The sequence below is a fragment of the Catenuloplanes nepalensis genome, assembly GCF_030811575.1.
Taxonomy (GTDB): domain Bacteria; phylum Actinomycetota; class Actinomycetes; order Mycobacteriales; family Micromonosporaceae; genus Catenuloplanes; species Catenuloplanes nepalensis.
Genome location: NZ_JAUSRA010000001.1, coordinates 1891676 through 1914403 on the forward strand (window position 1 = coordinate 1891676; position 22728 = coordinate 1914403).

At 71.7% G+C, this 22728-nt stretch carries 21 protein-coding genes; 14 read left to right on the forward strand and 7 right to left on the reverse strand.

Going from position 1 to position 22728, the window contains the following annotated elements; all coding sequences use genetic code 11:
• The first annotated feature begins 7 nt into the window (after positions 1-7).
• The 7 genes from J2S43_RS07885 (at position 8) to J2S43_RS07915 (ending at position 9503) form a co-directional block, all read left to right on the forward strand.
• Positions 8-1198 (forward strand): sulfotransferase family protein, encoded by a 1191-nt coding sequence (locus J2S43_RS07885; protein WP_306827993.1) that lies wholly within the window; start codon positions 8-10, stop codon positions 1196-1198.
• Positions 1199-1558: 360 nt separating this feature from the next.
• Positions 1559-2209, forward strand: coding sequence for a hypothetical protein (locus J2S43_RS07890; RefSeq protein ID WP_306827995.1), 651 nt, complete (start codon positions 1559-1561; stop codon positions 2207-2209).
• 403 nt (positions 2210-2612) lie between these two features.
• On the forward strand, positions 2613-3821 hold the full coding sequence (locus tag J2S43_RS07895; protein WP_306827997.1) for a two-component system sensor histidine kinase NtrB: 1209 nt from the start codon (positions 2613-2615) through the stop codon (positions 3819-3821).
• A complete protein-coding gene (locus J2S43_RS07900) occupies positions 3818-5005 on the forward strand; it encodes a response regulator (protein WP_306827999.1) in 1188 nt (395 codons plus the stop codon). The genes J2S43_RS07895 and J2S43_RS07900 overlap by 4 nt, the downstream gene beginning before the upstream one ends.
• A 25-nt stretch (positions 5006-5030) precedes the next feature.
• Positions 5031-5441, forward strand: a complete 411-nt coding sequence (locus tag J2S43_RS07905) for a response regulator transcription factor (protein WP_306828001.1) — start codon at positions 5031-5033, stop codon at positions 5439-5441.
• 100 nt (positions 5442-5541) lie between these two features.
• Positions 5542-7236 (forward strand): S8 family serine peptidase, encoded by a 1695-nt coding sequence (locus J2S43_RS07910; RefSeq protein ID WP_306828003.1) that lies wholly within the window; start codon positions 5542-5544, stop codon positions 7234-7236.
• Positions 7237-7601: 365 nt separating this feature from the next.
• Positions 7602-9503 (forward strand): sensor histidine kinase, encoded by a 1902-nt coding sequence (locus J2S43_RS07915; RefSeq protein WP_306828005.1) that lies wholly within the window; start codon positions 7602-7604, stop codon positions 9501-9503.
• 194 nt (positions 9504-9697) lie between these two features.
• Here J2S43_RS07915 and trhA read toward each other — a convergent pair whose 3' ends face one another.
• The 4 genes from trhA to J2S43_RS07935 all read right to left on the reverse strand — a co-directional run bounded on the left by trhA (position 9698) and on the right by J2S43_RS07935 (position 14432).
• Positions 9698-10453, reverse strand: a complete 756-nt coding sequence (gene trhA / locus J2S43_RS07920; protein WP_306828007.1) for a PAQR family membrane homeostasis protein TrhA — start codon at positions 10451-10453, stop codon at positions 9698-9700.
• A gap of 450 nt (positions 10454-10903) precedes the next feature.
• Entirely contained in the window at positions 10904-12178 is a 1275-nt protein-coding gene (locus J2S43_RS07925; RefSeq protein WP_306828009.1) for an ArgE/DapE family deacylase, read from the reverse strand.
• Between the two features lie 414 nt (positions 12179-12592).
• Complete coding sequence (locus J2S43_RS07930; protein WP_306828011.1) at positions 12593-13276, reverse strand: response regulator; 684 nt, start codon at positions 13274-13276, stop codon at positions 12593-12595.
• Between the two features lies 1 nt (position 13277).
• Entirely contained in the window at positions 13278-14432 is a 1155-nt protein-coding gene (locus J2S43_RS07935; RefSeq protein ID WP_306828013.1) for a sensor histidine kinase, read from the reverse strand.
• 129 nt (positions 14433-14561) lie between these two features.
• Between J2S43_RS07935 and J2S43_RS07940 the strand changes: the two genes are divergently transcribed.
• From J2S43_RS07940 to J2S43_RS07955, 4 genes are all read left to right on the forward strand, one after another.
• Positions 14562-16238, forward strand: coding sequence for an FAD-binding oxidoreductase (locus J2S43_RS07940; RefSeq protein WP_306828015.1), 1677 nt, complete (start codon positions 14562-14564; stop codon positions 16236-16238).
• 77 nt (positions 16239-16315) lie between these two features.
• Positions 16316-16486, forward strand: a complete 171-nt coding sequence (locus tag J2S43_RS07945) for a hypothetical protein (RefSeq protein ID WP_306828017.1) — start codon at positions 16316-16318, stop codon at positions 16484-16486.
• Positions 16487-16595: 109 nt separating this feature from the next.
• The gene (locus tag J2S43_RS07950) at positions 16596-17429 is read left to right on the forward strand and encodes a helix-turn-helix domain-containing protein (protein ID WP_306828019.1); all 834 of its coding nucleotides are present in this window, start codon (positions 16596-16598) and stop codon (positions 17427-17429) included.
• 35 nt (positions 17430-17464) lie between these two features.
• Entirely contained in the window at positions 17465-18589 is a 1125-nt protein-coding gene (locus tag J2S43_RS07955; protein ID WP_306828021.1) for an acyl-CoA dehydrogenase family protein, read from the forward strand.
• 257 nt (positions 18590-18846) lie between these two features.
• Here the strand turns inward: J2S43_RS07955 and J2S43_RS07960 are convergent, their stop codons facing one another.
• Together J2S43_RS07960 and J2S43_RS07965 are read right to left on the reverse strand one after the other, a co-directional pair.
• Positions 18847-19242, reverse strand: a complete 396-nt coding sequence (locus J2S43_RS07960; RefSeq protein ID WP_306828023.1) for a DUF2255 family protein — start codon at positions 19240-19242, stop codon at positions 18847-18849.
• Positions 19239-19967 carry an SDR family oxidoreductase gene (locus J2S43_RS07965; protein WP_306828024.1) on the reverse strand — a complete coding sequence of 243 codons (729 nt, stop codon included), beginning with the start codon at positions 19965-19967 and terminating at the stop codon, positions 19239-19241. Before J2S43_RS07965 ends, J2S43_RS07960 begins: the two co-directional genes overlap by 4 nt.
• Before the next feature lie 95 nt (positions 19968-20062).
• Here J2S43_RS07965 and J2S43_RS07970 point away from each other — a divergent pair, with 95 nt between their 5' ends.
• A complete protein-coding gene (locus tag J2S43_RS07970) occupies positions 20063-20899 on the forward strand; it encodes a LysR family transcriptional regulator (RefSeq protein WP_306828026.1) in 837 nt (278 codons plus the stop codon).
• Positions 20900-21159: 260 nt separating this feature from the next.
• Positions 21160-21318 carry a hypothetical protein gene (locus tag J2S43_RS07975; RefSeq protein WP_306828028.1) on the forward strand — a complete coding sequence of 53 codons (159 nt, stop codon included), beginning with the start codon at positions 21160-21162 and terminating at the stop codon, positions 21316-21318.
• A gap of 110 nt (positions 21319-21428) precedes the next feature.
• Here J2S43_RS07975 and J2S43_RS07980 read toward each other — a convergent pair whose 3' ends face one another.
• Positions 21429-21854: a nitroreductase/quinone reductase family protein gene (locus tag J2S43_RS07980; protein ID WP_306828031.1), complete on the reverse strand. Its 426-nt coding sequence runs from the start codon at positions 21852-21854 to the stop codon at positions 21429-21431.
• A gap of 183 nt (positions 21855-22037) precedes the next feature.
• Here J2S43_RS07980 and J2S43_RS07985 point away from each other — a divergent pair, with 183 nt between their 5' ends.
• Positions 22038-22655 (forward strand): TetR/AcrR family transcriptional regulator, encoded by a 618-nt coding sequence (locus J2S43_RS07985; protein WP_306828033.1) that lies wholly within the window; start codon positions 22038-22040, stop codon positions 22653-22655.
• Positions 22656-22728 lie beyond the last annotated feature (73 nt).

Below are 22728 nucleotides of genomic sequence, written 5' to 3' on the forward strand. Positions count from 1 at the left end.
GCGGCCGTTGAATGCGGTTCTGGGGCCGGTGAGCCGGCCCGCCTCGATCGAGGCGGCGAAGAAGGCGGCGTACCGGCGTAGCGGCCTGCCCCCTCTCGCCGGCGATCAGGCCTTCGTTGATGACCTGCGGGTGCTGTGCGACGCGATAAGGGCAGCCCCGGCGCTGAGTCCGATCGGGCGGTTGGGTACGCAGCAGGAGCTCACCCGTCGGCTGGAGACTCGCCTGCGGATGCGGCATCTGCTCGATCAGGATCCCGGTGTCGCGGAGCGGGTGATCGAACGGCCGATCTTCATAACCGGGTTGCCGCGGACCGGTACGACACTGCTGCACCGCATGCTCGGTGTGCACTCCGCGGCCCGCGCACCGACGTTGTGGGAGCTGTTGGGCCCGGCCTCACTCGGCCGGGACGACGAGAAGCTGATCAAGGCTGCCCAGAGTATGTCCTCGATGTACCACCGCAGCATGCCCGAGATGCGGCGGGTGCATCCGCTCGATCCGTTCGGTCCCGAGGAGTGCGTGTTCCTTCTGCCGCACAGCAACCAGTTCGACGGCGTCGTGCCCGTGCCCGGCTACCGCGCGTGGTACGCCGAGCGCGATGTCCGGCCGGACTACGCCTACTACAAGCTTCAACTGCAGGCGATGCGGAAGCACAGCGATCCAGTTCGATGGGTTCTGAAGTCGCCTTACCATCTCGGTCATATCGACGTCGTCCTCGAGACCTTCCCGGATGCCACGATCGTCACCACTCATCGCGACCCGGCGGCAGCGATGCTCTCCTGGTGCTATTTCATGGAGGGAAGCCGCCGGCTGTACAACACCGTGGTGGACCCGCACGAAATCGGTGCCACCTGGCTTGAGATCTGGAGCAGGGCGACCGAGCGTGCGAGGGCCGTCCGGCAGGCACACCCCGAGCGTTTCATCGATGTCGACTACGCCGCGCTCTCCGATGCCCCCGTCCCTGCGGCCGTGGGTGTGGCTGCCCGGCTCGGGCTGGCCGATTCCGCGGCGTGGCAGGAGCTCGCGGACATGGAGGCGCGGCGCGGTGGTGATGCGGGGCGGGCCGGTCACCGCTCGCGACGAGAGTCTGCACGGCCGTCTCTGGCCCGCTACGGCCTCGACGAGTCCACGGTGCGACGCGATCTGACCCTACCGCCGATCCCCATCGGAGACGATGCCCGGCATCGCGAAGCCGGCTGAGCGGCTGCGGTGGGCGCGCACCCTGCTGGGCCTGCGCCGGCGTCGGCCGCCGCGCCCACGCCTGCGACTGCTCACGCTCGTCATCGGTGAGCACGACAGGGGCTGCTCTCGGAGAAGGTGCAACTCACCCGTACCCGTCGAGAACGATCTGAGGACCCAGCACACTAGTGATCAGTTGAGCGATGTGTGTGTGGCGGGGGTGAGAGAGTGTTTCGGCCCAGGGAGAGGGACGGAGACGACCGGAAACGCATTCTCCGTGCACTCCAGCGGCCGCCGGAGCCCGCCGACGTCCGGGCCGCGCTGAAGTGGCGACATCTCGGCGATCCGTGGCGGCGGTGGCTGCGACTCTCGGCAGCCGGAGTGGACCTGTTCAACCGTTGGAGCGAAGCCAGCGAACACGTCGATCTACTCGGTGAGGACGCCTATCGGGAGCAGCTGGTGCAGGTGCTGTCCCGGGTGGTCCCGCGCGACTGTGCCGCCGCCCGGTTCGGCTGTACCCGGCGGATGGACCGGTCCTGCCAAGAACCGGAGGTCTGCGCGCAGGATCCCCCTCCGGGCGCCGGCGAAGCCGTCCATCGGGAAGGTCCGCGGCCCGGTGGATGTGACCACTATGTCGGCTGGTGGGGCGATTCGTTCGCGCTGCGGATCTCCTTCGGTGCCGGCGATCGGCATCGGGCGGTGCAGTGGGACCGAAGGCTTTGGATCGACGGGCTTCCCATCGCCGATGATCAGACCCTCGACGAGTGCGGGCATTGGCTCGACGACCGGTTCTTCGTGATCTTGGCGGAGGGGCCGGATGATCACCCGGCCCAGTCGTTCGGGTGGGATTCGCTGGCCTCCACGATCCGGTCGGTGGTCGTGCACGATGCTGATCGGGGGTCGACGGTGGTTCTCGTGCCCGCGGCTGAGGAGAGATGGACGAACCCGGCGGTGGTGCGCAACGGTGACGTGCTGCTGATCTACCCGGATCGGGTCGGCGGCGCACCGGACCGCACCCTGCGGGTCTTCTGACCACGCCCGCGCCAGCGTTCCCCCTCGAACCCGGCGCTGGATTCATCAACGGCGTTACTCTGCCCGTTGACGGAGGACGGGCGGTAAGCCGCCTGACCCTCGTTGTCCAGCGCCGGCGGCGCGCCCAGCGCGACGTCCAGCACGTCCGCCCGGCTGGTCGACGCCGCGAGCCCCGTTCCGGCCGAGGCCATCGCGCTGTCTCGAGCGGCGGCCCGATCTCGCGCATGGCCGACGCGGGTGAGGTAACGCCAACGAGAGCCTCGTCGGCTGGCACCGGCAAGGAAGCGCCGCCGCATCTGAGCCGAACCAGCCGATCAGCGAACTCAACTGTCAGCCGTCCATGCCGATAGGCCCGGAAGGGGGCCGGTTCACGACGGTGCGTCCAGGGACGGAGGAGTTCCGCATGTCGAAGCAGGCGGAGGAGTTCCGCTCCATCGTCATGGACAACATGGCGGACGGCCTGTACACCACCGACGAGCAGGGCCGCCTCACCTCCATCAACCGGGCCGCGACGCGGATGCTCGGCTGGACGGAGCAGGAACTCCTCGGCCGAAGCGTGCACGAGACGCTGCACTCGTGGGCCGCGCTGCCTCCCACGGCGTGCCCGTTGACGCGGGTCTGCTCCACCGGCTCGCCGGTGGAGGTCGACAACGAGATGCACGTCCGTAGGGACGGCTCCGTCTTCCCCGTGCAGTACTCGGCCGCGCCGCTGCACGTCGGCGCGACGGTCACCGGCCTCGTCGTGGTGTTCCGTGACACCACGGAGCAGCGCCGCCGGCAGCAGCGCGAGGTCGAGGACCGCCACGATCAGAAGCTGGAATCCCTCGGCCGGCTTTCCGCCGGGCTGGCCCACGAGATCAACACGCCGATCCAGTTCGTCGGCGACAACACCCGGTTCCTCGCCGAGGCGTACCAGCAGATGCTGAAGCTGTTGCTGGTGTACCGGGAGTGCCTGGAACCCGGGTACGGGCAACTGCCGTGGGAGGAGCGCAAGCGTCGTGCGACGGAGGCCGAGGAGGCCGCCGACATGGACTACCTGACCTCAGAGGTGCCGAGTGCGGTCGGGCAGAGCCTCGAGGGTATCGAGCGCGTCGCCTCACTGGTCAGGGCGATGAAGGCATTCAGCTTCAAGGGTACGGAGGACCGCGCGTACGCCGATCTCAACGAGGCGATCCGGACGACCCTCACGGTGGTCCGCAACGAGGTCAAGTACGTCGCCGACGTCGTGCTCGACCTGAACGAGATTCCCGAGATGCTGTGCCACGTCGGCGACCTCAACCAGGTCTTCCTGAACCTGCTGGTGAACGCGGCCGACGCGATGGAGGGCCGCGAGCAGCGTGGCGAGATCCGGGTGAGCACACATGCCGAGGACCGATACGTCGTCATCCGCTTCACCGACAACGGAGTCGGCATCCCCGAGGAGATCCAGAAACTGATCTTCGAGCCGTTCTTCACGACCAAGGAGGTCGGCAAGGGCACCGGTCAGGGCCTCGCGCTGGCCGCGGCGATCTGCGAGAAACACGGCGGCACCATCGACGTCGACTCTAGACTCGGTGAGGGCGCCACGTTCACGCTCCGTCTACCGATCGCCGGAAGGCGCACAGCGGCATGAGCATGCCCCGCATCCTCTTCGTCGACGACGAACCGCACATCCTCGACGGCCTGCGCCGCTCGCTGCGCACCAAGCGGAACGAATGGGACATGTCCTTCGCGCCGGGAGGCGAGCCGGCGCTGGAGATCCTTGCGGAACGCCCGTACGACGTCGTGGTGTCGGACATGCGGATGCCCGGTATGGACGGCGCCCAGCTTCTGACCCGGATCAGCCAGATCCACCCGGGAACCGCCCGAGTCGTCCTCTCCGGGCACACGGAGCGGGAGGCCGCGATCAGAGCGGCCGTCGCCGGGCATCGCTTCCTGTCGAAGCCGTCCGACGCCGGAGCCGTGATCGACGTCATCGGCCAGCTCATCGTCCGCACGTCACCGGCGCACGGCGAGCGGTCCCGTCGCATCGCCGGGGCGGTTCGGGTGCTGCCCGCGCTCCCGCAGCAGGACGCCGAGCTCGCCGGCCTGCTCGGCGCGGCGGAGGTGGACTACGACCGGCTGGTCGATGCGGTCGTGCAGCACATCGGGCTCTCCGCCAAATTGCTCCAGTTGTCCAATTCGGGTTTCTTCGGCCCCCGGCCCAAGAACGCCTCCATCGCCGCGGTCATCAGCGCCATGGGGATCATGACCATCAAAGACCTGGTGAGCGCCGGTTCGGCGCACTGGGAACCGGCCACCTGGCATCCGGCCGCCGACGCGTCCGTGCGGTCGGTCTGGCGGCACGCGGTGGCCACCATGCTGCTCGTGGAGCAGGTGGCCTCGCCGGCGCACCGCCCGCACGCACAGGCCGCGGCCATGCTCCAGGACGTCGGGCGGCTCTCCGCGATCGGGGCCCCGCACGAGACCCTCGACGCCCCCGGCGACCCGGCCGGGACCGACTGCGCCGGGGTGCCGTTCCGGGACATCGGCGTGGAACTGCTGCACCTGTGGGGTCTTCCCTCGCCGGTCGTGACCGCGGTCGCCGAACGCGACCTCCCGCATGAGCCGGCCGAGTCGGGGCTCGGCGTGGCCGGAGCCCTGCGGGTCGCCCACCTCCTGGTGCAACAGACCGATTCCCGTGACCCGGCGGACGGGCAGCACGACGATGAACTGGCACGGCTGCTGTCCCACCCGCAGCTGGCCGCACGCGGAGTCGACTGGCGCCAGACGGCCTGCGCGGCGTCCGCCCGGGCCGCACAGCACCTCGAGTCCTGACCACAGCGCAGACGACGGAGACATCATGGCGACGATCCTGGTGGTGGACGACGACCCGGCGATCCGGCAACTGCTCACCGACGTGCTGGAGATGGACGATCACGTCGTCGCGGTGGCCGTGGACGGCCATGACGGCCTGCGGGCCTTCGAGGTCGTCCGGCCCGACTTCGTGATCCTGGACGTGATGATGCCGGGCCTCGACGGGTACGGCGTCCTGCGTGACATCCGCGGCCAGGACGGCGATCCCGTGCCCGTCCTGATGCTCACCGCCGCCGCCGACGCGGATTCCGCGTCCCGCGGCTGGGCCGACGGGGTCGACTACTACCTGGCCAAACCCTTCGCCGCGGCCGACGTTCTCGACCTGGTCGAAGGCGCCCTCGGACAGCGCATCCCGGTCGTGGGTGAAGGGGGCCCGGGCTCGTCCGGCTCGAAATAGCGGGCCGGTTGCGATCGGGGTTTCCTCAGGCGCCGGATCGGGGCGCCGATGCTCAGCTCACCTATCTATCCCAGCACCCCCCCCCGAAGGTGGCAGGAGCATGGAACATAGCGACAGCACGTGGAAGCCCGGCACGGTGTCGTCCCGCCGCAGAGGCGCGCTCGTGGCGGCGGCCCTCATCATCACGTCCACCGCCGTTCCCCTGTCGGTCGCGCCGGCCGGCGCCCAAGCCGCACCCGGCTGGCGCGACGTCGTCGTCACCGGCCCGTCGGGCGCGGCGGACGCGGTCGTGGCGGCCGGTGGCGAAGTGATCGCGTCCCTCCCGGTCGCGGGCGGAGTCGCGGCCCGGCTGCCGGGTGATGCCCGGCTGGATTCGCGCTGGTTCGTGGCTCCCCAGCGTGAACTGCGGGTCGCCGCCGCATCCGGCACCACCCCGGCCGTGACCGCGGCCACCCTGCGCGACACCCTCGGCCTGCCGGACGGTGGCACCGGGGGCGCCGGGGTCACCGTCGCGGTGGTCGACACCGGCATCGCCGACGTGCCGGACCTCGCCGGCCGGGTCACCCGGCGCCTCGACTTCACCGGAACCGGCGACGGTGACGGCTACGGACACGGCACGTTCATGGCAGGCCTGATCGCCGGCTCCGGCGCGGCCTCCGGCGGCGCCTACCGGGGTGTCGCGCCGGCAGCGTCGCTGATCGACATCAAGGTCGCCGACGCCACGGGCAGCACCGACCTCATCACCGTCCTGCGTGGCCTGCAGTGGGTCAGCGAGCACTCCCGGCAGGTGGATGTCCTCAACCTGTCGCTGTCCTCCGGGAGCACGCTGCCATACCAGGTCGATCCGCTCAACCAGGCGCTGCGGTCGCTGTGGTATCGCGGGGTGACGGTCGTCGTCCCCTCCGGCAATGACGGCCCGGACGCCGGAACCGTCACCGCGCCGGGCAACGACCCGCTCCTGCTGACCGTCGGCGGCCTCGACGACGGCGGCACCGCCGGTCGCGACGACGACGTCGTCGGGGTGTGGTCGGGACGCGGACCCACCTTCCAGGGCGACGCCAAGCCCGACCTGGTCGCACCGGGCGGCCACGTGGTGAGCCTGCGCTCGCCCGGCAGCGTCGTGGACACCACCGCGCCGCAGGCGCGCGTCGGTGACCAGTACTTCAAGGGCTCCGGCACGTCGATGGCCACGGCGGTCGCCTCCGGCATCGTCGCGGTGGCGCTCGCCGAGCAGCCGAAGCTGCGACCGGACTCGGTGAAGAGCCTGTTCACCGGCACCGCGTACGCCGCACCGGGCCTGACCCGGGCAGCTGGCGGCGGTTCCGGTGGGCTCGACGCGGCCCGCATTCTGAAAGAAGCGTCCAAATGGCGATCAACCGGGGCCGAGCACGCGCAGACTCGGGACATGGCGACCTTGGCCCGCGACGCGAAGCAGTGGGCGGCCTTCGAGACGGTGCTGCTGAAGGGCGACGCAGCCGCGGCGACCGCTGCCTGGGAGAAGCTCAGCCCCGCCTCCCGTGACTGGGCGGCCCGCTCGTGGGCGCAGCTCGACCCGGCCGCCCGCTCGTGGGCGGCACGTGCGTGGGCGGCGCGGTCCTGGGCCGGCGCCGGCGAGGAGTGGGCCGCGCGGTCCTGGGCGGCTCGATCGTGGGCGACACGGACCTGGGCGGCCGACGAGTGGACCGCACGGGCCTGGGCCGCGCGGTCCTGGGCCGGCGCCGACTGGGCGGCCCGGTCCTGGGCCTCCGACCGCTGGAGCGCCCGGTCCTGGGCCTGGATCCACGCGGACCGGTGACGACGACACCGACACCCACCGGCCACCCGGGCGTCCTCGCCCGGGTGGCCGCCGCCGCACGCGAGGTGAGCAAGGATCCGGTCCTGCGCCGGGTCGCCGCGGTGAGCCTGCTCGGCGTGGTTCTGGTGACCGTCGTCCTGTGGCAGACCGCGGACCGCGTCAGCGTCGTGGACGGTGTCGGTCTGCCAGACGGATGGCTGATGCTCGGGCTCACCGTGCTGACCTGCGCGTCGGAGTTGACGGTGGTGCGGCTGCGGCACGGTGACGCGGTCGAGGAACTCAACCTCTACGAGGCGGCGCTCGTCGTCGTCGTCCTGCTCCTCCCGCCCGGACAAGCACTCCTCGCGGCGTTGCTCGCTCTGGTCGTGGCCAGCGCCGCGCAGCGTCGCCCACTGGTCAAGGCGGTGTTCAACCTCGGCACGTACGCCGCGGCTGTCTCCGGTTTGATCCTGGTGGTGTACACCGTCGGCGGCACACCCGGCCACATGACGGCCGGGGTGCTGTTCGGCGTCCTGCTGGGCACACTGCTCTTCACCGTGATCAACCTTTGCTGCCTGGCCCAGATCCTCGGCGTCATCGGCGGCGTCTCCCCGTGGCGGATCATCCGGGACGAGGCGCCGCTGTCGGCATACATGGCGGTCGGCACGGTGGCCACCGGCCTCACCACCGTCGAGATCGCGCGGCACAGCCCGATGTTGCTGCCGTTCATGGCCATGCCGGCGCTGGCGCTCACCTTCGCCTACCGGGCTGCCGCGCAGGAGGCCGACGAGCGCGCACGGTCGGCGCGCCTGCTGGAGCTGTCGCAGGTCCTCGCCGAACGGGAGGACCTGATCCGCCGGTTCCTGCTTCTGCTGCGGGAGGCATTCGGCGCCGACGTCGCCGTCGCCGACCTCACTGACGCCGGCGAAGCCGTGAGCGTCGATGTGAACGCGCCCGCCGAGATCGCCACCGGCCCGGTGCCGCCCTATCTCACCCGGCTGCGTGACGTTGACCGGCCCGAGCACCTGAGCACCGGGCTCCCTGCGGATCTGCGTCATCTGCTGGTCGTGCCGATCGAGGCCAGCGGCCGCCGGTTCGGGACGGTGGCGCTCGGCAGCCGTAGCCGGCGCGGGCGGCAGCTGTCGATGCGGGACATGACCCTGCTGGCGCCGCTGGGTGATGCTCTGGCGGTCGCCCTTCGTGGCGCCGAGCACCTGGATCGGCTGGTGGAGGAGTCGAGCAAGCTGCACGCCGTCGTCGAGCAGTCCTCCGCGGGCATCGTGATGGTGGAGGGTGCCGGCATCGTCCGGATGTGGAACGAGGCCTTCGCCGACCTGACCGGCGTCAGTGCCGCCGAAGCCGACGGGCGGCGGCTGGCCGACCTGCTCGACGTTCCCGACGCCGACGACCGCGCCAGGCTGTTGCCGGTGACACCGCAGTCACCCAAGACGGCAGCGGAATTCACCATCCGCCGTGCCGACGGCGAGCTGCGTCGGCTGCGGCTGGCGCACTCCGCGGTCTTCAACGGCGACCGGCTCGTCCGCGATGTCATCGTGATCACCGACCTGACCCGGGAGTATCGGGCGGAACGCCTGAAGTCCGACTTCATCGCGACGGTGTCGCACGAGCTGCGCACGCCGCTTACGCCGATCCTCGGCTACCTCGATCTGCTGCGTACCCGTGGCGCGAAGATGACGCCGGAGAAGCGGGCACAAGCGCTGGATCTCGTCGCCGACCGGGCGCGGCACATGTCGCGGCTGGTGGAGGACCTACTGCTGACATCTCGGATCGACGACGGGCAGGACGATCCGGCGCTGCGGGTGGATCTCGACGCGCATGACCTGGTCGCCTTGGTCCGCCAGGTCGCCGACGACATGGGCGGCGCCGACGGCCGGATCGTGACGCATCTACCCGGCGAGCCGGTCCAGGTGCGGTGCGATGCCGGGCGCACGATCCAGGTGGTGGGCAACCTCGTCAGCAACGCCCTGAAATACTCGCCGAGCGCCGAGCGGGTCGAGGTCCGGTTGTGCGTGCGTGACGAGCGAGCACTGGTGGAGGTCGTCGACCGGGGGCGAGGCATCCCGGCGGATCAGCTGACGAAGGTGTTCGAGAAGTTCCACCGGGTCGAGGACCCGATGACGATGAGTACCGGCGGTACCGGTCTGGGCCTGTTCATCGCGCGCCGCCTCGCCTCCGCGATGGGCGGGGACATCTCGCTGATCTCGGCTCTCGGCACGGGGTCGACTTTCACGCTGGCGCTGCCGCTGGCTCGTCCGCACGTCTCGTAGGGCCTGACAGCGGGCGGTGGATACGGACAAAGACGGATTGGACGTGCCGGCGGCTGACTTGGATCCGGGCGCCGGTCCCGGCACCGCAGCCGGAACCCGCCGGGAGCCACACTGGTGGGAGTTCCGGGAATGGACCGAGAGTGGCCGTGGTACTGGGACAGGTCACGCCCGACTGGGTTCGTCCGGCGGCGCGTTCAGGTGACGGGGGTGTGCAGGGCGATGGTGATGCCGATGCAGTGGGCGGTGAAGGCGGCGATGGTCAGGGCGTGGAAGACCTCGTGGAATCCGAACCAGCGCGGGTTCGGGTCGGGCCGTTTGAGGCCGTAGACCACGGCGCCGAGGGTGTAGAGCACGCCGCCGAGGATGATGAACGTGGCGACCGGCGCGCCGCCGGATCGCCAGAACTCGGGTAGGTATATCACTGCGACCCAGCCCAGGGCGATGTATACCGGCACGTACAGCCAGCGCGGGGCGCCGACCCACAGGACCCGGAACGCGACGCCGATCAGCGCGCCGCACCAGACGATCCACAGCAGCGTCCGGGCCTGCCCGGCGGGCAGCACGAGCACGCAGAACGGCGTGTAGCTGCCGGCGATGATCAGGAAGATGTTGGCGTGGTCGAACCGCTGTAGCCCTCTGTGGGCGCGTTCGCTCCAGCGACCGCGGTGGTAGAGCGCGCTGACGCCGAACAGCAGCGCGGCGGACAACGTGAACAGCGCCAACGCAAGGCGAGTACGGGCGTCCGGTGACAGCACGGTCAACAGCCCGCCGACCGTGACCGCGATCGGAAAGACGCCGGCATGCAGCCATCCGCGGAGCCGGGGCTTGATCATGGCGTTGATGTGGTCCAGGCCCTGCTCGACCCGGTCCTCCAGCCGTTGGAGGTCGGCATCCAGGCCGGTGGCCGGGTGGTCGTCTGCGTCTGCCCGCCGGGCACGGTCTGTACTCACATCCCGTGGGTACCCGCCGTAGGTTGCGGTAACCGGTCGCGGGAGGTGAGGGCTAGCTGATTCCGTCAATATCCGTTTATCGTGACAAAGTGGCCGGTATCCACCTAATCGGCGTTCGGCTCGGCGTGCCCCATCGGTCAGCGTGCCCGCGCGGCTGGTCCAACGGGTTCCCGGCGTGGTGTCATGCGGGTCGTGGTTCCAGGACCAGCACCGCGGTACCTTGCCGTGCCATGACGCGGCGTCATGCAGCCCTTGGCCCGCGGCGCGCGTCGTCGGCGGCAGAGCCCGGGACCAGGCGCAGTGGGTGACGGCCCGGGAGAGCGTTACCCACACCGGTGCCCCGGCGATCGGCGTCCACGGCGGATCGATGAGCCGCGACGGCCGGTACGTCACGTTCGAGTCCAGTGCCGGCGCCCTCGCCGCCGGTGACGAACCGCAGCGCCGAGCGGCTCAGGCGGTGCCGACGTTACGGAGGACGGCCAGGATCAGGGCGCGGGTGACCGTCACGACGTCGGTCAGCCGCACCTGCTCCTGCGGGCTGTGCGCGTGCCGGACGTCGCCGGGGCCGTACTGCAGCGTGGGAATGCCGGCGCTGGCGTACAACCGCAGGTCGCTTCCGTACGGTGCGCCCCGCTGGGCGGGCCGGGGACTGCCGGTGACGTCGGCGTGCGCGTCGCCGAGCACGGCCGCGAGCGGGTGCCCGGCCGGCAGTCGTCCGCTGGCGAACTGGCCGCCCGGCCAGGTCACCGTGGCCGGGTGCTCGCGCAGCCACGGGTCGCCGGCGCACGCCTCGGCGACGCACTCCTCCAGGTCGGCCCGGGCCCGGGCCGGGTCCTCGTCCAGGCGCACCCCGAGCCGTCCCTCCGCGACCAGCAGGTCCGGGACGCTACTCGCCCAGTCGCCGGCGCGCACCGTGCCGACCGACAGCGGGTACGGAATGGGGTACTCCGCCATCAGCGAGCCGGGGTCGGCGTTGCGGCGCGCCTCCAGCCGGGCGAGCGCCGCGTGGATCGGCAGGTAGGCGTCGATCGCGCTGGTCCCGGCGTAGCGGGTGCTGCCGTGCGTCGCCCGGCCCGGGACCGCGATGCGAAACGTCAGCGCCCCCGCGTTCGCGATCATGATGGCGCCGCTCGTCGGCTCGGTGATGATGCACGCGTCACCGGTGTGCCCGCGCCGCAGGGTGGCGAACGCGCCGAGCCCGCCGTCCTCCTCGCTGACGACGAAGTGGGTCGCCACCCGCCCGCGCAACCGGACGCCCGACCGCTGGATCGCCTCCAGCGCCGCGAGGATCGCCACCACGCCGGCCTTCATGTCGCACGCGCCCCGCCCGTGCACCACGTCTCCGGCCACCCGCGGGCGGAACGGGTCGCCGGCCCACTGCGCCGGGTCGCCCGGCGGCACGACGTCGACGTGCCCCTGAAGGATGAGCGTCGGCCCGTCGTTGCGGCCGGGCTCGCTGCCGACCAGGCCCCAACCCTCGGTGCGCGGCGCCTCACCGCCCGGGAAGTCCGGGTCGGCCCGCAGCGCGGGCAGGTCCAGCGACCACAGATCGACGTCCAGGTCCATCAGCTCCAGGCGGCGTGCGAGCCGGTGCTGCAACTCGGACTCCGCCGGGCTGCCGGTCACGCTGGGGACGGCGAGCAGGTCCAGCACCGCGCGCGCGACGGCGGTCTCGTCCACCGCTGCCAGCGCGGACGCTTCCACACTGCTGATCGTCGACGGCATCGCGACACTCCCCGCGGCAGGTGACATCCCGGCGGCCGGAGCCTACGGCCGGCCGGTCCCGCGGGCAATCACCGCGCCGGCCCCGCGCCGGTCTCGCCGGCCCCGCGCCGGTCTCGCGGGCAATCACCGCGCCGGCCCCGCGCCGGTCCTCCGGGCCGCCGGCACGCGTCTGCGGCACGCCGCCGGGCCGCCGACGTCGCTGCACCCACCGGCCGGCCACGGCGCCGCGATCCGGTCGCCTGGAGCGCTTCGATCCGGCGGGGCCGCAGCGCCCCGGTCCGGCCGCCCTCGCGCCGGCCCGATTCCGCGCGGGCCCGCCGCGCCGGCCGTGGCACCAAGGCGTCATGCCCGGACGACACGATCCTTTGTGGATGAACGATGCGGAGTGAGCGGACCCGGCGCGCTGGTCTGACCTCACCGGCGGCCGGGCAGTGCGTCGCCCGGCCGGACCAGACGGTGCTGGTAGGCGAAGACCACCAGTTGTGCCCGGTCCCGGGCGTGCAGCTTCGTCATCGTACGGTTGATGTGGGTCTTGACCGTCAGTGGCGACAGGTGCAGCCGTGCGGCGATGGCGTCGTTGGACAGCCCGTGCGCGACCAGCAGCAGCAGCTCCCTCTCCCGGTCGGTGAGCAGCCCGAGTTCCGGCGGCTGACTCACCGGCGGGAGGACGTGGTGGATCAGGCGGCTGATCAGCCCGCCGGTGGCCCGCGGGGACAGCAGCGCCTCACCGGCGGCGACCACCCGGACGGCGTTGATCAGATCGGCGGGCGCCACGTTCTTGCCCAGGAAGCCGCTCGCCCCGGCCTGCAGCGCGTGGATGACGTTGTCGTCGTCGTCGAACGTGGTGAGTACCAGCACCCGCACGCCGGCCAGACGCGCGTCGGCGCCGATCCGGCGGGTCGCCTCGATGCCGTCCATCCGCGGCATGCGGATGTCCATCAGGACGACGTCGGCCCGGCCGCGGTGGCACAGCTCGACGGCCTCGGCGCCGTCGGCGGCCTCACCGACGACGTCCAGGCCAGGTTCCGCTTCGATGATCATCCGGAAGCCGGCGCGGATAAGCGCCTGGTCGTCGGCGAGGACAACGCGGATGCTCACGTCACCATCCCTCCATCGTGGTGGGTAGCTCGGCCCGCACCCGGAAGACGCCGCCCGGGACCGGCCCGGCCTCGATCGTGCCGTGCGCGGCCGCGGCGCGCTCCCGCATGCCGAGCATCCCGAACCCGGAACCGGGCCGCGGATCGCCGATCCGGTTCGTGACGTCGATGCGTACGGCATCGGCGGTGTATTCGAGGTCGAGCGTGGCGCCGCCGCCGTCGCCGTGCCGGTGCGCGTTGGTCAGCGCCTCCTGCACGATGCGGTAGGCGGCCAGGTCCACCACCGACGGCAACGGCCGGGCCTCGCCACGCCGCCGGTGCCGCACGGTGAATCCGATGGCGTCCAAGCCCGCCAGCAGCTCCGGCAGGCGTTCCACGCCGGGCGCCGGCTCGGTGCTCGCCGCGTCGTCCGGGTCGCGGAGCACGCCGACCACCGACTTGATCTCCTCCAGGACGGTGTCCGCGGCCGTGCGGATGTGCCCGAGCACCGGCCACACCCGCTCCGGCTGGTCGCGCAGCGCGTGCCGGGCGGCGCCGGCGTGGACGCTGATCACCGCGATGTGGTGGGCGACGACGTCGTGCAGCTCCCGGGCGATGCGCAGCCGCTCGTCCGCGACCCGGCGGCGCGCCTCCGCCTCCCGGGTCTCCTCCGCCTGCCGGGCCCGGTCGGTCACCTCCGCGAGGTAGGCCCGGCGCATCCGTACCGAGTCGCCCCACACCGCCCCGCCGGCGATCAACGCGAACGCGGTGAACTGCTCGGTGTTCCACCAGTCCGTGTAGTACGTCAGGGAGCCGGCCAGCATGATCGAACTCCACAGCAGGAACGCGAAGAACCACGGCTGGCGGCGTGGGCTGTACAGCGCGGTGGCGTAGGTCAGCATGCCGGCGACGATGAACAGCCCGTCCGGTGGCCGGCCCACGATGACGGCGATCATGCTGAGCCCGGCCGCGGCGAGCAGGACCGATACCGGACGGCGCCGGCGCGCCAGGAGCAGCACCGCGCACAGCACCGACAGTGACATGGTCGCCGGGTGCACCGCGGTGTAGCCGGTGAACAGCACGAACAGGACCCCGGCGGTCGCCGCCACCACATCGCTCAGCGGCCCCCGGAACCGGTCGGGGAACCGGGCCCACCACTGTCCGCTCACCACCTGCACGGTCACGACGGTAACGCCGGGCGCGAGTACCGCGTTCGTGGTATCCGCCGCCTGCGCGCGGACGACGCGTACCCCGGGCGATCGACCGTAGCGTCCCTGGCACATCCACCGACAGATAGGCAGGACATGATGTCTGGTCCCACCCGCCGCGGGTTCCTCGCCGGCACCGCGGCGCTCGGAGGTGCGGCACTGGCCGGCAGCCCGGCCGCCGCGGCGCTCGGAGGTGTGGCTTCGGCCGGCGGCCCGGCCGCCGCGAGTGCGGTGCGCGACTCGCCCCTGATCACGCCGCGTGACGCCCGCTACGAGGACCTGGTGCTGCGCCGGACGAGCGAGCGGTTCTTCCCGCGCCCCGAGTCCTTCCGGCTGCCCACCACGACCGAGCAGGTCGTGCGCGCGGTGGACGCCGCGGTCCGCGCGGGCAAGCGGATCACCGTCCGCAGCGGCGGGCACTGCTACGAGAACTTCGTCGGCGACGGCGCCGAGGTCATCATCGACATGTCCGCGATGCGGCAGGTCACGTTCGACGACCGCCGCGACGCGTTCGTGATCGAGTCGGGTGCCACGCTGTGGACGGTGTTCGAGCGGCTCTACCTCGGCTGGGGCGTCACCATACCCGGCGGCCAGTGCGGCAGCGTGGCCGCGGGCGGGCACATCCAGGGCGGCGGCTACGGCGCGCTGTCCCGCCTGTTCGGCTCGGTCGTCGACTACCTGTACGCGGTCGAGGTCGTCGTGGTCGACGCCGCCGGGCGGGCGCGCGCGGTCGTGGCGACCCGAGAGCCGGGCGACCCGAACCGGGACCTGTGGTGGGCGCACACCGGCGCCGGCGGCGGGAGCTTCGGCGTCGTCACCCGCTACTGGATGCGCACGCCCGGCGCCACCGGCACCGATCCGTCCCGGCTGCTGCCGAAGCCACCCGCGGTGACGCTCGAGACGACGCTCGCCTGGAGCTGGCACAGCGTCACCGAGGAGTCGTTCCACCGGCTGCTGCGCAACTTCGGCGAATGGCACGAGCGGCACAGCGCGCCCGGAGACCGCTACGCCAGCCTGTTCAGCCTGCTGCCGATCACCCGGCGCAACACCGGTGCCGACCCCGGCGCGTTCGCGATGGTGACCGCGATGGACGGCACGCTGCCGGACGCCGACCGGCTGCTGGCCGACTACATCGCCGAGGTCACCGACGGCGTCCCGGGCGCGATCACGGTGCAGCCGCCCCGCCGGCTGCCGTGGCTGACCGGCGTCCGGTCCGGGTCGCTGAGCGAGGACGAGCAGGCCGGCACGTTCAAGGTGAAGGCGTCCTACCTGCGGAAACGGTTCACCGACGGGCAGATCGAGACCGCGTGGACCTACCTGACCGGTACGGATCACCGGAACGAGAGTGCGACGCTGCTGCTGGTGTCCTACGGCGGCCAGGTCAACGCGGTGGCGCCGGACGCGACCGCGATGCCGCAGCGGGACAGCATCATGAAGGCGGTCTACTACGTCGTCTGGACCGACCCGGCCGGCGAGCAGGCCAACCTGGACTGGATCCGGCGATGGTACGGCGCGATGCACCGGGACACCGGCGGCGTGCCGGTCCCGGACGGCGTGACCGACGGCTCCTACATCAACTATCCGGACGTCGACACCACCGACCCGAGGTGGAACACGTCCGGCGTCCCGTGGCACACCCTGTACTACAAGGCGAACTACCCGAGGTTGCAGCGCGTCAAGGCCCGCTGGGACCCGCGCGACCTGTTCCACCACGCGATGTCGATCAAGCTGCCGTCGCGTGGAGACGAGGCGACAGCCCGCACACCGGGCGAATAGCCATCCCCGACGTGCACTCTCACCCGGCGACCGCTCGCCCGCGGGGACACCGGGCCTCCGCGGATTTGCGCAACGCCATGGAGAGCGTCGGAGAGGTCGTCGCCGGTGCCCGGCGCGCCTGGCTCGTCACCTCTCAGGACGCCCCCGACGCCGTCGCCTTCCGCAGCGGGCGGAGCGCGAGGACCGCGCTGCCGCGCGAGGTCGCGGACGCGCCGGCCCGGGCGCGCCCGCAAGCGCGATGGGCCTGACCGGCGGTGCGACGCCGGGTCTCCTATCCGGCCTCCGCCTGCTGAACCGCCCGCGGGAGGCGGCCGAGGGCACCCTGGTAGTTTCCGGGCCAGGCTGGTTCGGCCGGTGATGCGTGATCATTACTGGGTGATCTCAGGGAACGAACTCGGGGCCGCTCTCCGGCGCTGGCGCGAGCGTGCGAGCCCGCCGCCGACCAGGTTCGGTTCGGTGGCGGGTTCGCGCACGCCCGGGATGCGCCGGGACGAGCTGGCCGAGGCGGCCGGGGTGTCCGCGGAGTACATCAAGCGGCTCGAGCAGGGGAACGGGCGGCCGTCCGCCCAGGTGCTCAACGCGCTCGCCCGGGCGCTGCGCCTGTCCCACCCGGAGTACGAATACCTGTGTCTGCTCGCCGGGCACCTGCCCGCCCGCGTGGGACGGGTGCCGCACGAGGTGGGCCCCGGTCCGCGGCACCTGCTCGACCGGCTCGGTGACGTGCCGATCTGTGTCCTGGACGCGGCCTGGACGCTGCTGGCCTGGAACGCGGCCTGCGAGGCGATGTGCGGCGTGTCGATGAACGCCGACGGCCGGCGGCGGAACCTGGCCTGGCGCGCGTTCACCGAGGTGGCCGAGCACGCCTGGCAGTCCGCGGCGGAGCGGCGTTTCCGGCAGACGATCGTCGCCGACCTGCGGGCGACCGTGCTGCGGTACCCGGACGACGGCTGGCTGGCGGACCTGGTGGCGGACCTGCGGGCGGTGAGTGAGCCGTTCGCTGCCATGTGGGAGTTGCGGGTCGACCATCGGGACCCGCCCCATCGGCTCACCACGCATCATCCGGTCGCCGGGGAGTTCACCGTCGACTACGACATCATGACGCTCCACGAAGGTGATCTTCGCGCGGTCGTGTACACCGCGGAGCCCGGCACCACCGATGCCGTACGGCTGGCCGCCACCCGCCTGAACTGACCCCTTTTTTCCTCTCTCATGAAGGACGAATGCACATGTTGCTGGACGCTGCCCGTAAGACGGTGCCGACGCTGGCGGAGAACGCGGCACGCACCGAGCACGACCTGACGCCCGCGCCGGACAGCGTGGCGGCGGTGCGGGCCGCCGGCCTGTTCGGCCTCGCGGTGCCGCGCGCGGCGGGCGGGTCGGAGGCCGATCTGCGTACCCTCGTGGAGGTGCTGGTCGAGCTCGGGCGCGGCTGCCCGTCGACGGCCTGGGTCGTCGGCCTGAACGCGGCGAACAAGAGCGTGGCCCGGCTGCTGCTGCCGGACGCGGCCCAGGCCGCGATCCTGGCCGACCCGGACGCGGTGTTCTGCGCCTCCAGCGGTTTCTCGCCGGGTAACCGCGGGGAGCGGGTGCCCGGCGGGCTGCGGGTCTCCGGGCGGTGGGGGATGGCGTCCGGCGCCGAACTGGCGTCGCTCGCGATGGTCGGCGTGCCGCTGCCGGACGGCCCGGTGCCGGCGATGACCCTGCTGCCGCTGGCCGATCTGTCGGTGGAGCGGACCTGGCGCGCGGCCGGTCTCGGCGGTACGAGCAGCCACACGCTGGTCGCCGAGGACGTGTTCGTGCCGGACGAGTTCGTGAGTTTCCCGGACCCCGCCGTACCGCCGCAAGGGCTTCCGCCGACCCCGCTGTTCACCGGCGGCCTGGCCGCGCTCGCCCCGATGATCGGGGCGACGCTCGGGGCGCGGGACCTGGTCGCGGACGCGATCTCCGGCGGCCGGGCGCCGTACATGACCACCTACGCCCGGGTCGCGGACTCCCCGCTCGGCCGGCACTGGTTCACCGAGGCGCTGCAGCGCAGCGAATCGGCCCTGCGGCGTACGGTCAGGGTGGCGGACATCCTCGACGATCTGCCGCCGGGCGGGGAACTGCCGGTCACCGAGCGGATGGCGCTGCGCGTGGAGCTGTCGGCGGCCGCCCGGGAGTGCCGCGAGGCGATGGAACTGCTGCTCGATCTGCACGGGGCGAGCGGTTTCGCCGAGGGCAACCCGCTCCAGCGGTTCTGGCGGGACGTCGCCGTCGGTACCCGGCACCCGTTCTTCACGCCGTACATTCTGGCCGAGGACCACGGCCGGATCACCTTCGACGTGCTGCCGGCCGTGTCGCTCGCCCTTTGAGGTAGCCGGGCCGATCGACCGGTGTCCGCGCCGGCCGGCACCGTCAGTGATCTGTGCTGGCCTGCTGCGCGGCAGCCCGTTCCTCACAGCGCTCGTCCGGCGGACGGGACGCGGACGCTGAGCGCCTCCATGGCGTGGGCTCGCAGTGGCGATTGCGGACGTGACCATAGGCAGAGCCGGCGATGAACCCGGATGTTGACGCGCGTGGCCCGAAGATCATGCCCGCCGATCGGCTTGCCGATGAGGAGCGTGCGGGCTCACGCCGAACGGCGCTCCGGGCCGAGTCGCAGGGTCGTCGCCGCGGCCGCGTCCGTCACCATGGGCCCGACCGCCGAGTCGCCGTACCGTCCGTACTTCGCGCGGTACGCCGCGTCGATCCGGGTGCGCTCCGGGCCGGCGCCGACATCATGGACGGTGACGGCGGCCCGCAGGCCCGGGACCTCGACGGCGGCCCGGCCGGTGTCGCGCACCCGCCCGTACCAGCCGGTGTCTCGCCGGTACCAGGTGCGTACGTACACCTGGTCGCCGGCGCACACCACCCAGATCGGCACCTGGCGCGCCAGGCTGCCGTCCGCGCGTCGGGCCGCGATCCGCAGTTCGCCGGCGGCGTCGATGAGCCGCAGTTCGCCCGGGGCCCAGTTCGCGGCCGTCACCAGGGCACGATGCCGGCGTCGTCGAACATCGCACCGGTCGGGCCGTCGTCGGGGAGCGTGGCGAGCCGGATCGCGATCGCGGCGCCCTCGGCGGCCGTGCTCGTTCCCTGGAAGCCGTTGAAGTCCGTGGCGACGTACCCGGGACAGGCGATGTTGATCTTGATTTTGGTGTTGCTCAGCTCCTTGGCGTACTGCACCGTGACCGCGTTGAGGAAGGTCTTCGACGGGGCGTACGCCCCGCTCTCCCCGCCGAACTCGACGCCGGGCGTGGTCTGCAGGCCGAGCGAGCCGAGATGGCTGGACTGGTTGACGATCCGCGGACGCTGCGCACGTCGCAGCAGCGGCAGCATCGCGTTGGTGACCCGCACGACGCCGATCACGTTGGTCTCCACCACCCGCCGCATCATTTCCGGCGTGGCGGCCGAGGGCGTGTCCGGCCATGTCTCGGTGAGAATGCCGGCATTGTTGACCAGCACGTCCAGTCGCCCGGCATGCTCGGAGAGCAGCGCCGCCGCGGTAGCCACGCTGGCGTCGTCCGTCACGTCGAGCGGCACGCCGAACGCGTCGACGCCGGCCGCGCGGAGCCTCGCCACCGCGTCCTCCCGGCGCCGCGGGTCCCGGGCGCCGACGCCGACGCGATGCCCCAACGCGCCGAGCCCGGCCGCGACCTCGTAACCGATTCCCTTGTTCGCGCCTGTCACCAGCGCGGTCATCGTCTCGCTCATGCCCTCGATGGTGTCCGCGCGCTGGCCGGGGACCAACACCGTCCGCGCCGCGGATCGATACCCAGCGGATATCGATCTGACGTTAGGCTCGCCCGGTGGATACCCGTGAGCTGCAGTACTTCGTCGCGGTCGCCGAGGAGCTGCACTTCGGCCGGGGCGCCCAGCGGCTCGGCATCGCCCAGCCGCCGTTGTCGCGGACGATCAACCGGCTCGAGCAACGGCTCGGGGTACGGCTCCTCGAGCGCACCAGCCGCCGGGTCGGACTGACCGACGCCGGTGCGGTGCTGCTGGCCGAGGGCCGGGTGATCCTCGGCGCGCTGGCCGCCGCCGAGCGCCGGACCCGGCAGGCCGCCACGCACCGGCCCTCGCTCGTCCTGGCCACCAAGACCGCCGCCTCCGACGAACTGCTGGCGAAACTGCTGGACGCCTACGCGGCCGTGCCCGACGCCGTCGACGTGCAACTGCTGCTCTGCGACATGCACCCCCATCAGCACCTGCACAGCGGCCGGGCCGACGTGGCACTGCTACACCAGCCCTACGACTCGACGGACGGGCTGGACATCGAGATCCTGCGGACCGAGGGACAGATCGCGGTCCTGCCCACCTCGCACCCGCTCGCCGGCCGCGCCCACGTCCGGATGTCGGAGGTCACGTCCCTGCCCGGTCTCCCGCCGGCCCGCTGGGCCGCCCTCGACGGCACGTACCCGGACGGACCCGGCGCCGAAGTGCACAATCAGACGCAACTGCTCCAGCTGGTCGCGCTGGGCCGCACCACCGTCATCCTGCCCGAATCCAGCCGCGTCACCCTGCACGACGGCTGCGCCGCCGTCCCGGTGCTGGACGCGCCGCCCGTGACCACGGTCATCGCCTGGCCACCTCACAGCCGCTCCCGCGCCCTCGCCACCCTCGTCCGCGTCGCCGTCGCCCTCTGACCGCACCCCATCCGTTCCCGGGTGGGGCCATCGGGTGTCGACGTAGGTCGGCGCGGCTTGGCGGAACGGGCCACGATGGCCGCATCGTTGAACGGCTACGGCCGGTGTCACCGACGCGCGACACCCGCCGGCCGAGAGCGCCACCCGAAGCGGTGGGCGCTCTCGGCCGGCGAGGCCAGCATGCGGCTGGATGTCGGGTTCGTGTTCATGGCCGTGCGATTCGACCGGATGCGCGCCCGGTGTTACCCCACGTGGTGGCCATGTTCGACGGGACGGCCTCGCTGCGGGACGTCCGGAACGCGGATTACCCGGACGTGACACCCACGTCGGTAGCGGCCTACCTGGCGGGCCCGGGCGCGGCGCACTTCGCGATACCCGAGACGAACTGGCGGCAGGACGAGTGGCCCACCGCGGTCTGACGAACGCGCCGCCCTCATCGGCGATGGAACCCCGGCAGCACGCTGCCGGGGTGGCCGAACCTGTCCGCGGGAGCGTTCCAGGTGGCGGCGACATCTCGCGACCTACGACCTCAGGTGAAATGGATGCGCATCAGTCTGCTGTCAGCCCAGTCCGCCAACCTTGTCGGCCGTATGGTGCCGGGATCGTGGGGCTGGTTGAGGTCGTCGACGATGGCGGCGAGGACCGCCGCGCGTTCGGCCGGGTCGGTGACGGTGGTGGCGTGAGCCGGTAGGTCGGCCTTGACGCCGTTCTTCAGGTGGAAGGTGAAGGCGGGGTGCGCGCGTAGGTTCGCGTTCCAGCCGGTGGGGCCTCCGCCGGCGCCGCTGCACAGGTAGGTGGCGCCGTGGGCGCGGTAGAAGAAGATCTCGATGCGACGGGGTCGTCCGGTGCGCCGCCCGGTGGTGGTGATGTCCACGATCCGTTCGCGGGTGCCGGCCGCGGGCGTGATCTCGATGGCTCGCCTGATCTCCGGCGGCAGGTGCGACAGTGACGTCATGCGGCCTCGTTCTTCAGTGCGGGTCCGAGGAGTGGCCCGCCGTCGACGAGAACGGTTGGGGCGGTGAAGCGGGACATGCGGTCCTCCGCGGGCGAAGCGAGTGGTGAGTCATGCGACTCGCCATGGCGACGGTATGTCACCGCGAGTGGCGAGTCAACCCACTCGCCTCGCTATGCTGGCCGCATGACGACCTATCACCAGCGGGTGGCTCAGCAGAAGCGCGTGCTGATCGTGCGGGCCGCCACGCAGCTGTTCCTCGAGCTGGGCTACGACCGGGCGTCGCTCGCGCGCATCGCCGAGGAAGCCGGCGTGTCGAAGGCGACGTTGTTCAAGCAGTTCCCGACGAAGGCGGCCTTGTTCGACGCCATCGTCATCGACTCCTGGGCCGGTGATGATGACGCCGAGGTGCCGTCCGTGGGCAACCTGGTGGCCGGCCTGACCGCGCTCGGGCGGCATTATGCGGCACTGTTGGGCCGGCCGGGGATGGTGGATCTGTTCCGTATCGTCATCGCCGAGTTGCCCCGCTTTCCGGAGCTGGCCAAGGCGCACTTCGCAGAGGGCAAGCTGCCGTACTTCGAGACGGTGCGGACTTACCTCGTTGCCGAGCACGACGCGGGGACGGCGGACATCGCGGATCCGCAGATGGCCGCCACGCAGTTCCTCGGGATGATCTCCAACTACCTGTTCTGGCCGAGCCTGGTGGTCCCGGGATGGACGGTGACTCCGGAGCGCGTGATCGCGGTGGTGGACGACGCCGTCCGCACCATGGCCGCGCGATACGCCCGGCCCGCAAACCGATAGAAACGACAGCTCGGGGCTCAGGTGAACACGCAGCCGACCGGATCGCGCAGCACGTTGAGGATGTACGTCCGCA

Excerpts from the sequence above, each read along its gene's own strand:
- J2S43_RS07975 (WP_306828028.1), top strand. The coding sequence starts at position 21,160 with ATGTTCGACGGGACGGCCTCGCTGCGGGACGTCCGGAACGCGGATTAC.
- J2S43_RS07980 (WP_306828031.1), bottom strand. The coding sequence starts at position 21,854 with ATGACGTCACTGTCGCACCTGCCGCCGGAGATCAGGCGAGCCATCGAG.
- J2S43_RS07950 (WP_306828019.1), top strand. The coding sequence starts at position 16,596 with ATGCGTGATCATTACTGGGTGATCTCAGGGAACGAACTCGGGGCCGCT.
- J2S43_RS07895 (WP_306827997.1), top strand. The coding sequence starts at position 2,613 with ATGTCGAAGCAGGCGGAGGAGTTCCGCTCCATCGTCATGGACAACATG.
- J2S43_RS07965 (WP_306828024.1), bottom strand. The coding sequence starts at position 19,967 with ATGAGCGAGACGATGACCGCGCTGGTGACAGGCGCGAACAAGGGAATC.
- J2S43_RS07910 (WP_306828003.1), top strand. The coding sequence starts at position 5,542 with ATGGAACATAGCGACAGCACGTGGAAGCCCGGCACGGTGTCGTCCCGC.
- J2S43_RS07900 (WP_306827999.1), top strand. The coding sequence starts at position 3,818 with ATGAGCATGCCCCGCATCCTCTTCGTCGACGACGAACCGCACATCCTC.
- J2S43_RS07905 (WP_306828001.1), top strand. The coding sequence starts at position 5,031 with ATGGCGACGATCCTGGTGGTGGACGACGACCCGGCGATCCGGCAACTG.
- J2S43_RS07955 (WP_306828021.1), top strand. The coding sequence starts at position 17,465 with ATGTTGCTGGACGCTGCCCGTAAGACGGTGCCGACGCTGGCGGAGAAC.
- J2S43_RS07940 (WP_306828015.1), top strand. The coding sequence starts at position 14,562 with ATGTCTGGTCCCACCCGCCGCGGGTTCCTCGCCGGCACCGCGGCGCTC.
- J2S43_RS07985 (WP_306828033.1), top strand. The coding sequence starts at position 22,038 with ATGACGACCTATCACCAGCGGGTGGCTCAGCAGAAGCGCGTGCTGATC.
- J2S43_RS07945 (WP_306828017.1), top strand. The coding sequence starts at position 16,316 with ATGGAGAGCGTCGGAGAGGTCGTCGCCGGTGCCCGGCGCGCCTGGCTC.
- J2S43_RS07925 (WP_306828009.1), bottom strand. The coding sequence starts at position 12,178 with ATGCCGTCGACGATCAGCAGTGTGGAAGCGTCCGCGCTGGCAGCGGTG.